The organism is Rhodobacter sp. SY28-1, from assembly GCF_005222785.1.
Classification (GTDB): domain Bacteria; phylum Pseudomonadota; class Alphaproteobacteria; order Rhodobacterales; family Rhodobacteraceae; genus Tabrizicola.
The window spans coordinates 183903-195831 of record NZ_STGH01000004.1; the positions used below are offsets into that span (position 1 = coordinate 183903).

Here is an 11929-nt window from a genome sequence, read left to right on the forward strand (position 1 = left end):
CCTGACGGTCCTTGCGGCCTAAACCCGGCCCCAAGGACCATTCGGAGGCTTCCATGCTCGACCTGACCTATACCGCGCCCGCTCCACGCGTGATCGCCGGGGCCAAGCACGACTGGGAACTGGTCATCGGCATGGAAATCCACGCCCAGGTCTCCTCGAACGCCAAGCTGTTCTCGGGCGCCTCGACCGCTTTCGGGGCCGAGCCCAACTCCAACGTCTCCTTCGTCGATTGCGCGATGCCGGGGATGCTTCCGGTCATCAACGAATTCTGCGTGGAACAGGCGGTCCGCACCGGCCTTGGCCTGAAGGCGCAGATTAACCTGACCTCGGCCTTCGACCGGAAGAACTACTTCTACCCCGACCTGCCGCAGGGCTATCAGATCAGCCAGCTTTATCACCCCATCGTGGGTGAAGGCGAAGTGATCGTGGAAATGGCCCCCGGCGTCGCCCGCCGCGTCCGGATCGAGCGCATCCACCTTGAACAGGACGCCGGGAAATCCATCCACGACATGGACCCGAACCTGTCCTTCGTCGACTTCAACCGGACAGGTGTGGCGCTGATGGAAATCGTCTCCCGCCCCGACATCCGGGGGCCCGAGGAAGCGGCGGCCTATGTCACCAAGCTGCGCCAGATCCTGCGCTACCTTGGCACCTGCGACGGCAACATGCAGAACGGAAACCTCCGCGCCGACGTGAACGTCAGCGTCTGCCGCCCCGGCCAGTATGAGAAATATCAGGCCACGCAGGACTTCTCGCATCTGGGGACCCGCTGCGAAATCAAGAACATGAATTCGATGCGCTTCATCCAGGCCGCCATCGAGTACGAGGCCCGCCGCCAGATCGCCATCATCGAGGACGGCGGTTCGGTGGTACAGGAAACCCGGCTTTACGACCCGGACAAGAACGAAACCCGCAGCATGCGCTCGAAGGAAGAGGCGCATGATTACCGCTACTTCCCCGACCCCGACCTTTTGCCGTTGGAGATCGAGCAAGCCTGGGTCGACGACGTGGCCGCCAGGATGCCGGAACTCCCCGACGCCAAGAAGGCCCGCTTCATGGCCGACTACGGCCTGACCGATTACGACGCCAACGTCCTGACCGCCGAGTTGGACTCCGCCCGCTACTTTGACGAAGTCGCCAAGGGCCGCGACGGCAAGATGGCGGCGAACTGGGTCATCAACGAACTTTTCGGCAGGCTGAAGAAGGAAGGCCACGACATCACCGCAAGCCCGGTCTCGGCGGTGCAACTTGGCGGGATCATCGACCTGATCGCCGCGGGCACGATCAGCGGCAAGATGGCCAAGGACCTGTTCGAAATCGTCTACACCGAAGGCGGCGACCCGGCCCAGATCGCCGAGGCGCGGGGGATGAAGCAGGTCACCGACACTGCAGCCATTGAAAAGGCGGTCGACGAGATCATCGCTGCAAACCCCGAGCAGGTGGAAAAGGCCAAGGCCAATCCAAAGCTTGCCGGCTGGTTCACGGGGCAGGTGATCAAGGCCTCGGGCGGCAAGGCCAACCCGGCCACCGTCAACGCGCTGGTCGCGGCCAAGCTGGGTCTCTGACGCCCCGGCTGTTGCCGATCAGGCGCGGTTCTGCCGGAATGATCCGGGGTGGTTTGCGACAAGTCGCAAGATATCCTATCTCTTTCGCAACACATTGCGAGAGCACCCGATGCAACGTTTCGAGTTCAAGGTCATTCCGGCCCCCAAACGCGGCGAAAAGGCGCGCGGTGTCAAGACCACGGAAGACCGCTTCGCGCTGGCCCTGACCAACCTGATGAACCAGCTTGGCGCGGAAGGCTGGGACTACGTCCGCGCCGATGCGCTTCCGTGCGAGGAACGGGTGGGCTTCACCGGGTCGAAGACCACCTTCCAGAATGTGCTGGTATTCCGGCGGGTTATCTCTGGCGGCGCAGCCGAAGTTCAGTCCTCGACACGTCTTCTGTTGCAGGAACCGGTCCAGGCCACACCGCGCCTTGGTCCTGCAGAAACCCCGATGCCCGGAAACGCGCCCGCCGTCGGCCCCGCCAAGCCCGACCTCGCGGCCGAGTAGTCAGCCCGCAGCCTTCAGCGCCAGCGGCAGGGCTTCGGCCAACAGATCAAGCGTCGGATCATCGCCCAGACTGATCCGGATGCAGCGGTCCAGTGGGCTGACCCCGGGCATCCGGATGAAGATACCCCTTTGCCCCAACTCGGCTAGAACCTTCCGGGCAAAGTCGCCGTCACGCCCGCAATCGATGGTGACGAAATTCGTGGCCGACGGAAGCGGGACCAGACCGTTGTCCCGCGCGATGCCCGACAGCCGCGTCCGCGCCGAAATCGTCCGCGCCTGCACCTCGCGCAGCCAGTCCTGATCCTGCAGGGCAGCCAAGGCCCCGGCTTGAGAAATCCGGCCCATCCCGAAATGGTCGCGCACCTTGTCGAAGGCCAGCGCCAGGCCAGGATTGGTGATCGCATAACCTACCCTTGCCCCCGCCAGCCCGTACCCCTTTGAAAAGGTCCGCATCCGGATCACCTGAGGGTGGTCTGCCGGGATTACTGGCACCGTGCCGGGCGGGGCAAGATCGGCATAAGCCTCATCCAGGATCAGCAGCGTCTCACTGGGCAGGTTCGCCACCATGTCCTCCACCACCGACGCAGGATGGTGGCTACCCATCGGATTGTCGGGATTGGCGAAGTAGATCAGCTTTGCACCCGTAGCCTGCGCCTCGGACAAAAGGGCCTCCGGGTCCTCATGGTCCCTCCGATAGGGCACCCGGGTAAGGTCGCCGCCATAGCCCGCGACATGGAAGTTGAACGTCGGATAGGCCCCAAGACTGGTCACGACCGGCGTCCCCGGTTCCTGCACCAGACGGCAGACAAGACCCAGAAGTCCGTCGATCCCTGGTCCAACCGCAATATGCGCCGGTGTCACGCCATGGTGCGCCGCAAGCGCCTGTTTCAGATCATGATTTTCCGGGTCGCCATACATCCAGGCCCCCTCGGCCGCCGCCTTCATGGCAGCAATCGCGCGGGGTGAGGGGCCAAACAGCGACTCATTCGCCCCCAACCGGGCGCGGAACGGAATGCCGCTCCGTCGCTCCAGCGCCTCCGGTCCGGTGAACGGTACGGAGGAGGGCAGGGCGGCGGCATGGGGGGTCAGAAAGCGGCTCATGCGGCGAAAGCTGGCATGGGGCCGGGGCCCGCGCAAGCCCCGGGGCGCGCACTCAACGCAGGAACTTGCGGCGGCTTTCCTCGGCGATGGCCTGCAGCATCTCCAGCCGGGCGAGTTCCGCCATGGCGGCCTTGCGCTCGGCCTCGTCAGTCAGGGTCGCCAGATGCGCCCGCTGTGCCGCGGCCTGCTTCTTCAACGTGATTTCCTCGGGCAACACGCCTGCCTGCGCCATGATCCGGAACCCCACCGCATCGCCCGCCGACACGAAGGCATCGCCTGGCCGGTCGGGCAGGGGCTTGCCCTCACCCTCCAACCCCTGCAACTCGCCCTTCAGCCGGGCTTTCTGGATCTGGCGCTCGGCCAGTCGGGACAGCCAGGACATCGCGTCACCTCCTCACCAAAAGTGGCCCTTCACAGAGCGCTCTTCAAGGGCCGCGCGATTCCGGAAATGGTCAGCCAAGGTCCGCCAAACGCCGCAGCGCCTCGCTGATCTTTGCCGCCTCTTCCTGCCGCGCCTCCAGGTTCGACTGCGCCTCCATCACAACATCTTCCGGCGCCGACTTGACGAAGTTCGGGTTGTCGAGCCGGCCTTTCAGCCCCCCGATCTCCTTGCCCAGCTTGTCCAGCGCCTTCTGCAGCCGGGATTTCTCCTCGGCAATGTCGATCAGCCCTGCCAGCGGGATCGCAAAGGCCGCCCCTTCCGCCGCCACGGCGATAGAGCCCTTCGGGGCCGCGCCCTCTGTCACCTGATCAATCCGGGCCAGCCGCTTGATCAGCATCTCGTTGCGCTGGAAGGCCTGCCGCGCCTCGTCGGTCAGCGAGGTCGCCACCAGGTCCGCCTTCAGCCCCACCGGCACATGCACCTGCGCGCGGGCGGACCGGATGTCGTCGATCAGCGTGGTCGCAAAGGACGTTTCGCGGTCGGCTTCCGCGTCGATCAGGGTCGCAGGCAGCGTCGGCCAGTCGGTGTGAACCAGCAGCTTCTCGCGCTTGCCGGTCGTGCCCCACAGCTCTTCGGTGATGAAGGGCATGAAGGGATGCAGCAGGATCATCGACTGATCCAGCACCCAAGCCATTGTCGCCCGCGTCTCGGCGGCGTCGGGGCCGTCGAAGAGGGGCTTGGCGAATTCGACATACCAGTCGCAGACCTTGCCCCAGACGAACTTGTAAAGCGCGTCGGCGGCCTGGTCGAAGCGGTAGTTCTCCAGCGCCTCGTTGACCTCGGCGAGCGTCTTCGCCGTCTCGCCGATGATCCACTTGTTCGCGGTGGCCTTGGGCTCAGGCGCCGGGCCGGTCGCGTGACCCTCCCAGACCCCGTTCATCTCGGCAAAGCGGCAGGCGTTCCAGAGCTTGGTGCCGAAGTTCCGGTAGCCCGCGATGCGCTGGGTATCCAGCTTCAGCACGCCGCCCAGAGAGGCCATCGCGGCATTGGCGAAGCGCAGCGCGTCGGCGCCGTATTCGTCGATGATCTCCAACGGGTCGATGACGTTGCCGAGCGACTTCGACATCTTCTTGCCCTTGGCGTCGCGGACCAGGCCGTGCAGGTAGACGGTGTGGAACGGAATGTCGTTCACCACGGCCAGCTGCATCATCATCATCCGGGCGACCCAGAAGAACAGGATATCCTGCCCGGTCACGAGGACCGAGGTGGGGAAGTATTTCTTCAACTCCGGCGTGGGCTCCGGCCAGCCGAGCGTGCCGATCGGCCAGAGGCCGGAGGAGAACCAGGTGTCGAGGACGTCGGGATCGCGGGTGAGGTAGATTGCGTTCTTGCTTTCATCCTGCTGGCTGAACACCCAGCGGAAGTCGCCATAGGCAAGTTCTTCTTCACCAATCTCGCAACCATAGTACTTCTTCGCGATTTCTCGGGCATCGCTGAAATTGGGGGCGCAGAACGCCTGTAGTTCTCCGTCCGAACTCACAATTCCTGCGCGTCTCGCATATTCGTCTCCGCAATGTGGCCCATACCACACCGGAATCTGGTGCCCCCACCAAAGCTGGCGGGAGATGCACCAGGGCTCGATGTTTTCCAGCCAGTGGTAATAGGTCTTCTCGCCCGAGGGCGGGATGATCTTGGTGCGGCCCGAGCGCACCGCCTCCAGCGCGGGTTCGACGATCTTGGCGGTATCGACGAACCACTGGTCGGTCAGCATCGGCTCGATCACCACCTTCGACCGGTCGCCGAAGGGCTGCATGATCGGCTTTGCTTCGACATACGGCACCAGTTCCAGGTGTTCCGCGCCGGTTTCCTTGTCGACGGATTTCTTCAGGGTGGTGACCGCCAGCCCCTCTGCCGTGATCGCCTCGACCACGCGCTTGCGGGCCTCATACCGGTCCAGCCCGCGGAGGTCGTCGGGGACGAGGTTCAGCGCGTCGATCTCGGCTTCCGACAGGGTGAAGGGCTGTTCCACAAAACCGGGCGTCGCGTAGCCTTTGGCCACCAGCCAGGCGCGGGACATGCGACCGGCGATCTCTGCCGCCTCGGCATAGGGCACCCCATCGGACCGCATCTGGGCGCGGGTGTCCAGCAGACGGTAGCACGGGATATCGCCGCGCTTGGCGACGGCATAGTCGTTGAAATCATGCGCGCCGGTGATCTTAACGGCGCCCGAGCCGAAGGTGGGGTCTGGGTATTCGTCAGTGATGATCGGAATCAGGCGGCGGTGTTCCTTCGGCCCCACCGGAATTTCGCAAAGTTTCCCCACAATTGGCGCGTAACGTTCATCCGATGGATGAACTGCCACCGCGCCGTCGCCAAGCATCGTCTCGGGCCGGGTGGTCGCAATCGAAATGTAGTCCCGCGTCTCGCGCAGGGTCACGCGGCCCTCGGCGTCCTTTTCGACGTACTCATAGGTCTGCCCCCCAGCGAGAGGGTATTTGAAGTGCCACATGTGGCCGGGGACCTCGATGTTCTCGACCTCAAGGTCCGAGATCGCCGTCTCGAAATGCGGGTCCCAGTTCACCAGCCGCTTGCCGCGGTAAATGAGGCCCTTGTTGTACATGTCGACGAAGACCTTGATCACCGCGTCGTGGAAGTTGCCTTCCTCGCCCGCAGGAGCCCCCGGAGCCCCCGACATGGTAAACGCCTCGCGGTCCCAGTCGCACGACGCCCCCAGCCGTTCCAGCTGCCCCCGGATGTTCCCGCGCGACTTCTGCTTCTGTTGCCAGACGCGGGCCAGGAACTTCTCGCGCCCCATCGTGCGGCGGTCGGGTTCCTGCTGCAGCGCCATCTCGCGTTCGGTCACCATCTGGGTCGCGATCCCGGCGTGGTCCGTCCCCGGCTGCCACAACGTGTCGTCGCCCTGCATCCTGTGCCAGCGGGTCAGAATGTCCTGCAGCGTGTTGTTGAACGCATGACCCATGTGCAGCGAGCCGGTGACGTTCGGCGGGGGGATCATGACGGAAAAGGCCGGACGTCCGGGCTTGGCATTCGCGCCCGCCTTGAAAGCCTTGGCATCCAGCCACAGCTTCGAGATGCGGGCTTCGGCCTCGGCGGCGTTGAAGGTCTTTTCCATCGGCATGTGGCTTCCCCTTGCGTCCGCGCGGGTTCTAGCGTGACCCGCGCGGAAGGGAAAGCGTCAGAAGGGCGGCAGGCCCATCAGCGCGCGGGCAAAGCACCACAAAGTCAGCGCCGTGAACCCCGCCGCCGCCCCCCAGACCGCCCCCCGGCTGCCGGTCAGCCCCGCCAGCGGCACGAAGTGCATCGCGTGGGTCGCCAGGAAGTGGGACAGCCGCAGGTCGCCCACCTCCGTCGACCAGCCCATCAGGGGGAACCGTGCCCCGGTGACGGGGGTGCCAACCAGATGCCCCGTGCCGTTCGACATGGTGGCGGCAATCGGCACGGTTAGGACGAAGGTCAGGATCAGGCCGACCGCCACCGACAACATCAGCACATCGGCCCGGTGCCGCCAGAAGACTACCCCCATCGACAGCGACAGCGAGGTGAGGATCACCGCCGCTGCGCCCATGATCGGATAGATCACGCCCCACAGCCCCGACTGGTTGAAATGCGAGGCCGTGCCAAGTGCCGCGGCCGCGCCGATCCAGACAAGTTCCGCCAGGATTGCCGTGGTCACCACACCAAGGTAGACCCGCCAGCGGGGCGAGGAGAAGGTGCCCTCGGGCAAAAGCATGCCATAGAACGCCAGCGTCCCGGTATAGACCGTCAGCGCCAGGTGGAATTTCAATGGCTTGAGCCAGATGCTGTCGCCTTGGAACAGGCGGTCGTCCAGCCCGTAGGCGGCCATCAGCGGCAGGGCGGCAAGTGCCACGAACAGGGTCAGGCGCATCAGTTGCGCATTGGGGCGGGACAGCGCGACAAGGCGCGGGGCGGTCAGGACAGCAGTCATGGCAGGACCTTTCGGGTCAGGGTGAAGCGAAGGATCGCGAAGGCCAGAAGGCCTGCGGGACCGAAGAGGAACGTCAGGATCAGGCAGGGTACGACCATCCAGTGCGGGATGCCCTCGGCCCGGGCGGTCCGGACCTCCCAGGCGCCAAGGAAAAGGTCGAAGGCCAGGTAGTGCAGCCACCCGGCCAGCGCGATGTGGGGGTTGGTGAACAGGGCCTGGACGTCCGGCAGGGACCCGAAGCCGCCGGGAGCGTCCCACCAGAAGGCGAGGACCAGCCCGGCATAGGCCAGCGACAGGACAAGGGGAATTGCCGCTGCCGACACCCATTGCGCAGCCCGCGGCGCAAGGGGCGACAGCAAGAGAGCCAGCCAGCCCAGCAGGGCAAGCGGATTGGCAAGCTGGAACAACTGGTCGGCGGACATGGCGGCCTCTTATCTTTACACTGTCAGGATTATGGGGCGAATGGCCGCAGCGTCAAGAAAAATCTTTACGCTGGAAAGATGGGCGGCTAAGCCTTGGACATGACAGAAAAACCCTATCACCACGGCGACCTGCGGGCGGCGCTTCTGGCCGCCGGAGAGGCCGAACTGACTGAAAAGGGAGTCGAGGGATTCTCGCTCCGCTCGGTCGCCAAGCGGGCAGGGGTCAGCCATGCCGCGCCCTCGCATCACTTCGGCGATACGAACGGGCTGTTGACCGCGCTTGCGGCCGAGGGCTTCACCCGGTTTCAGGACACGCTCGACGCGCGCGAGGTGGGGGCCGTCGATGACCGCGACCGGGCGGTGCGGGCGGGCCTTGGCTATCTGGAGTTTGCGCTCGCCCGTCCGGCGCTCTTCCGGCTGATCTTTTCCTCGGCCCGCCCCGACTTTGCTTCGGCAGAGCTGATCGCGGCCGCCAACCGGGCTTATGACCATCTGGTCGGGCTTGTCACCGTCCTGGGCGGCGGTGAGACGGATGTGATCGCGCTTTGGGCCACCAGCCACGGGATCGCCGATCTGTGTGCGGGGCAGAAGATGCGGACCCTGCAGGGAAAATCGCATCAGGACCGCGAGGCGATGATTCGCGCCGTTCTCATGCGCTGCCTGCCGCTTTCAGACGGGTAGCCCCGCGTCTGGTTTGGGTTGCGCCATCACGATCTGGCTTTGCACCCGCGCGACGGCGGGGTTCGGCAGCAGCCGCTGGTGGATCAGGTCGTTCAAGGCGGGCAGATCGGCACACCAGACGCGCAAGAGGTAGTCCGCATCGCCCGTCAGGGTCCAGCAGGCCACGACTTCGGGCAGGGTGGCAATCAGGCGCAGGAAACCCTTCGCGGCCTCGGGGCTATGCGCGGCCATCTGGACCTGCACGAAGGCCTGTACGCTCAGCCCAAGCTTTCCGGGCGACAGCCGCGCCGCGTATCCGGTGATGATCCCGTCGGCCTCCAGCCTTGCGCGGCGGCGGGCGGCCTGGCTGGCCGACAGGTTCAGCAGTTCGCCCAGCTCCTGCGCGGTCAGCTGGGCATTCGACTGGACGGCGGCGAGAAGGCGGGAATCGGTTTCATCAAGCATGCTTGTTTGTAGCATGGTTTGAGCGATTTCCGGAAAATTTGCGCGCTGTTTGGTCTCACTTTGCCGCAAGATGCGCGCCAGAGACGGGAAGTCCGTGTCATCATTTCGGGAATAGCCTTTCCGCATCCAGGAGCATCCGATGGGACCCTTTCCGCATTCTGCCCCCCGCGCCGTGATCTCGACCGAAAACCCGGCGGGGACCGATGGGTTCGAGTTTGTGGAATTCGCCCATCCGAACCCCGATGAACTGCGGGCCACCTTCGCCCGGATGGGTTACACCCTGACCGCGCGGCACACGACCAAGGCGATCGAGCTTTGGCAGCAGGGCGACATCACCTATATCGTGAACGACGAACCCGGCAGCCATGCTCGCCAGTTTGTTCAGGAGCACGGGCCCTGCGCTCCCGCGATGGGCTGGCGGGTGGTGGATGCGGCGCATGCCTTCAACCACGCAGTGAAGAATGGCGCGGAACCCTATGAGGGGGAAGGAAAAACTCTTGACCTGCCTGCCATCGTCGGGATCGGCGGTTCGCTGATCTACTTCACGGATCGCTACGGCGGCAGCAACCCCTATGACGCCGACTTCGAGTGGTTGACCATGCCGAAGCCGAAGGGGGTGGGCTTCCACTACCTCGACCACCTGACCCACAACGTCCATCGCGGCAACATGGACACCTGGTTCGACTTCTACGGCCGTCTGTTCAACTTCCGCCAGATTCGGTTCTTCGACATCGAGGGCAAGTTCTCGGGCCTGCACTCGCGCGCCCTGACCAGCCCCTGCGGCCGCATCCGGATTCCGGTGAACGAGGACCGGGGCGAGACCGGGCAGATCGTGGAATATCTCAAGCGCTACAAGGGCGAAGGCATCCAGCACATCGCGGTGGGGACCGACGACCTTTACGCTGCGACCGACGCAATTGCCGAGGCCGGGGTCAAGTTCATGCCGAAGCCGCCGATGGCCTATTACGAATTGTCAAAGACCCGCGTCGTCGGCCACGATGAACCGCTGGACCGCATGGCCAAGCACGGCATCCTGATCGACGGCGAAGGGGTCTTGAACGGCGGAGAGACACGCATCCTGCTGCAGATCTTCTCGAAGACCATGGTCGGGCCGATCTTCTTCGAGTTCATCCAGCGCAAGGGCGATGACGGGTTCGGCGAAGGCAACTTCCGCGCGCTGTTCGAGTCGATCGAGCAGGACCAGATCGACCGCGGCGTGCTGAAGGTCTCGTAAGGGGGGCCGGTGACCGGGGCCGACGACACCCGGTTCCGCGGGTTAAAAAAGAATGAACGTCCGCAAGTAAATGTTTGAATAGAATGGATTATCCGGATTTGTCCACCGTGGACAGATCCGGCTTACTCGTCTCCCGGCACCCCATAGGACGGCGCCAGGGTGGGGTCTTCGGCCCGCTGGACATAGGCCGCCATCTGCGGCGCGTAGACCTCCCAGGCCTGCCGCAGCATGCCGATCGGGTCGTCGGCCCAGTCGATCCGCAGGTCGATCAGGGGCCAGCTCAGCCGGTCCGCCACCTTCAGCCCCGCGGAATGAACCGGCCCCGCCTCGCCGCCCGCCCGCATCCCCGCCTCCAGCGCCTCCATCAGCCGCTCTCCCAGATGACCTTTCGCTGCCGTGAAGGCCTCGACCATAGCCATCGGCACCAGCTCGCCCGCCAGAAGATTGCCCCCCGCCGCGCAGTCGGTGGCCCGCGCCTCGCCCCAGATCCCCAGCACCTGCTGCCCGGAACGCATTGCCGTGGCACCGGTCCGGTCGATCACCAGAAGCTGGCGGTAGTCGATGTGAGGGCGGCCGGTTGCCACCGTCGACAGCGCAGCCGCAGCCGGAAGGCCCAGCTCCAGCTGGTCGAGGACAAGCGGCCCAAGCGCCGGGTCGGTGATGTTCTGCGAGGCGACGGCCCCGACCCCGGCCCGGACATGGGCGCAGCGCGCGGCCACGGCGGGGGAGGAGGAAGAGATCGCCATGCCGAACTGTCCGGTACGGGCACAACGGGCGATGATCGAGAAGGTCATGCGAGGGGTCCTTGCAGAACGGTGCCGACGCGGCAGGCGTGCGGCTGTCCCTCGCAGAAGATGCCAAGCGTTTCCGGCTGGCAAGGGGTCGACATGGCCCAAGACGGCAGGCCAGGCCGCCTTGCGAGTCCTTGTGCTGTCAGCCCTCGACCTCCAACCCAGCCTTGGGACGGGGATCGCTGGGCATCGCGCCGGTCGCAAGGTACAGCGCCTGCTCGGCGATGGTCGTGGCATGGTCCCCGGCGCGTTCGATGTTCTTGGCGATGAAATGCAGCTGCATCGAGGGCCCGATGTTGGCCGGGCTTTCCATCATGTAGGTGAACAGCGACCGGAACAGCGTGTTGTACATCTGGTCGATGTCGAGGTCCCGACTGCGAACCGAAGCGGCAAGGACGGCATCCTTCTGCACCAGCGCACGGGTGGCCTCATCCAGCAGCTGGACGACCAGCGTGCACATCCGCCGGATCGTGCCCGCATGACCTTCAAGCGGCGCCGAGCGCGGCAGGACACGGGTCCGCTTGGCGACGTTCTTGGCGTAGTCGCCGACGCGTTCCAGACTGTGCGCCGCGCGCATGACGCCCAAGACGCGGCGCAGGTCGCTGGCCGTGGGTGCGCGGCGGGCGATCAGGCTTGCGGCCTCCATCTGGATGAATTCTTCCAGTTCGTCGATGGCGGTGTCCGAGGCGATGACCCGTTCTGCCGCCGGCGTATCCAGCGCCTCAAGCGCCTTGGCGGCGTCCATCAGGGCCTGTTCCGTCAGACCCGAGAGCTTCAGGAAATGGGCCTGCAGCGATTCGAGGTCGCGGTCGAAGGCCGAGAGGATGTGCTGTTCGTGATCGGACATCTCGC

At 65.0% G+C, this 11929-nt stretch carries 12 protein-coding genes; 4 read left to right on the top strand and 8 right to left on the bottom strand.

Features of this window, described 5'->3' with window-relative positions; translation table 11 throughout:
* Positions 1 to 53: 53 nt before the first annotated feature.
* Positions 54 to 1565: an Asp-tRNA(Asn)/Glu-tRNA(Gln) amidotransferase subunit GatB gene (gene gatB, locus E8M84_RS19945; RefSeq protein WP_137112998.1), complete on the top strand. Its 1512-nt coding sequence runs from the start codon at positions 54 to 56 to the stop codon at positions 1563 to 1565.
* 109 nt (positions 1566 to 1674) lie between these two features.
* Complete coding sequence (locus E8M84_RS19950; RefSeq protein WP_137112999.1) at positions 1675 to 2055, top strand: DUF4177 domain-containing protein; 381 nt, start codon at positions 1675 to 1677, stop codon at positions 2053 to 2055.
* On the opposite strand, the gene E8M84_RS19955 is transcribed toward E8M84_RS19950, so the two are convergent.
* The 5 genes from E8M84_RS19955 to E8M84_RS19975 all read right to left on the bottom strand — a co-directional run bounded on the left by E8M84_RS19955 (position 2056) and on the right by E8M84_RS19975 (position 7927).
* Positions 2056 to 3156, bottom strand: coding sequence for a pyridoxal phosphate-dependent aminotransferase (locus E8M84_RS19955; protein ID WP_137113000.1), 1101 nt, complete (start codon positions 3154 to 3156; stop codon positions 2056 to 2058).
* Between the two features lie 52 nt (positions 3157 to 3208).
* Positions 3209 to 3538, bottom strand: coding sequence for a DUF1992 domain-containing protein (locus tag E8M84_RS19960; RefSeq protein ID WP_137113001.1), 330 nt, complete (start codon positions 3536 to 3538; stop codon positions 3209 to 3211).
* A gap of 70 nt (positions 3539 to 3608) precedes the next feature.
* Complete coding sequence (locus E8M84_RS19965) at positions 3609 to 6677, bottom strand: valine--tRNA ligase (RefSeq protein WP_137113002.1); 3069 nt, start codon at positions 6675 to 6677, stop codon at positions 3609 to 3611.
* Between the two features lie 57 nt (positions 6678 to 6734).
* Complete coding sequence (locus tag E8M84_RS19970; protein ID WP_137113003.1) at positions 6735 to 7505, bottom strand: hypothetical protein; 771 nt, start codon at positions 7503 to 7505, stop codon at positions 6735 to 6737.
* Positions 7502 to 7927: an ABA4-like family protein gene (locus E8M84_RS19975; RefSeq protein ID WP_137113004.1), complete on the bottom strand. Its 426-nt coding sequence runs from the start codon at positions 7925 to 7927 to the stop codon at positions 7502 to 7504. Before E8M84_RS19975 ends, E8M84_RS19970 begins: the two co-directional genes overlap by 4 nt.
* A gap of 99 nt (positions 7928 to 8026) precedes the next feature.
* Between E8M84_RS19975 and E8M84_RS19980 the strand changes: the two genes are divergently transcribed.
* Positions 8027 to 8608, top strand: coding sequence for a TetR/AcrR family transcriptional regulator (locus tag E8M84_RS19980; protein WP_137113005.1), 582 nt, complete (start codon positions 8027 to 8029; stop codon positions 8606 to 8608).
* On the opposite strand, the gene E8M84_RS19985 is transcribed toward E8M84_RS19980, so the two are convergent.
* Positions 8597 to 9052, bottom strand: coding sequence for an Lrp/AsnC family transcriptional regulator (locus tag E8M84_RS19985; protein ID WP_137113006.1), 456 nt, complete (start codon positions 9050 to 9052; stop codon positions 8597 to 8599). The two genes, E8M84_RS19980 and E8M84_RS19985, sit on opposite strands and share 12 nt — an antisense overlap.
* A 139-nt stretch (positions 9053 to 9191) precedes the next feature.
* On the opposite strand from E8M84_RS19985, the gene hppD reads away from it, so the two are divergent.
* Complete coding sequence (hppD, locus tag E8M84_RS19990; protein ID WP_137113007.1) at positions 9192 to 10286, top strand: 4-hydroxyphenylpyruvate dioxygenase; 1095 nt, start codon at positions 9192 to 9194, stop codon at positions 10284 to 10286.
* 122 nt (positions 10287 to 10408) lie between these two features.
* Here hppD and E8M84_RS19995 read toward each other — a convergent pair whose 3' ends face one another.
* Positions 10409 to 11080 carry a DUF1028 domain-containing protein gene (locus E8M84_RS19995; protein WP_137113008.1) on the bottom strand — a complete coding sequence of 224 codons (672 nt, stop codon included), beginning with the start codon at positions 11078 to 11080 and terminating at the stop codon, positions 10409 to 10411.
* A 139-nt stretch (positions 11081 to 11219) separates the two neighbouring features.
* Positions 11220 to 11924 (bottom strand): phosphate signaling complex protein PhoU, encoded by a 705-nt coding sequence (phoU, locus tag E8M84_RS20000; RefSeq protein ID WP_137113021.1) that lies wholly within the window; start codon positions 11922 to 11924, stop codon positions 11220 to 11222.
* Positions 11925 to 11929 lie beyond the last annotated feature (5 nt).

What these genes read in the sequence shown, in the direction of transcription:
- E8M84_RS19985 (WP_137113006.1), bottom strand. Translation starts at nt 9,052, where the DNA reads ATGCTTGATGAAACCGATTCCCGCCTTCTCGCCGCCGTCCAGTCGAAT.
- E8M84_RS19980 (WP_137113005.1), top strand. Translation starts at nt 8,027, where the DNA reads ATGACAGAAAAACCCTATCACCACGGCGACCTGCGGGCGGCGCTTCTG.
- E8M84_RS19995 (WP_137113008.1), bottom strand. Translation starts at nt 11,080, where the DNA reads ATGACCTTCTCGATCATCGCCCGTTGTGCCCGTACCGGACAGTTCGGC.
- phoU (WP_137113021.1), bottom strand. Translation starts at nt 11,924, where the DNA reads ATGTCCGATCACGAACAGCACATCCTCTCGGCCTTCGACCGCGACCTC.
- E8M84_RS19960 (WP_137113001.1), bottom strand. Translation starts at nt 3,538, where the DNA reads ATGTCCTGGCTGTCCCGACTGGCCGAGCGCCAGATCCAGAAAGCCCGG.
- E8M84_RS19975 (WP_137113004.1), bottom strand. Translation starts at nt 7,927, where the DNA reads ATGTCCGCCGACCAGTTGTTCCAGCTTGCCAATCCGCTTGCCCTGCTG.
- hppD (WP_137113007.1), top strand. Translation starts at nt 9,192, where the DNA reads ATGGGACCCTTTCCGCATTCTGCCCCCCGCGCCGTGATCTCGACCGAA.
- E8M84_RS19955 (WP_137113000.1), bottom strand. Translation starts at nt 3,156, where the DNA reads ATGAGCCGCTTTCTGACCCCCCATGCCGCCGCCCTGCCCTCCTCCGTA.
- gatB (WP_137112998.1), top strand. Translation starts at nt 54, where the DNA reads ATGCTCGACCTGACCTATACCGCGCCCGCTCCACGCGTGATCGCCGGG.
- E8M84_RS19950 (WP_137112999.1), top strand. Translation starts at nt 1,675, where the DNA reads ATGCAACGTTTCGAGTTCAAGGTCATTCCGGCCCCCAAACGCGGCGAA.
- E8M84_RS19970 (WP_137113003.1), bottom strand. Translation starts at nt 7,505, where the DNA reads ATGACTGCTGTCCTGACCGCCCCGCGCCTTGTCGCGCTGTCCCGCCCC.
- E8M84_RS19965 (WP_137113002.1), bottom strand. Translation starts at nt 6,677, where the DNA reads ATGCCGATGGAAAAGACCTTCAACGCCGCCGAGGCCGAAGCCCGCATC.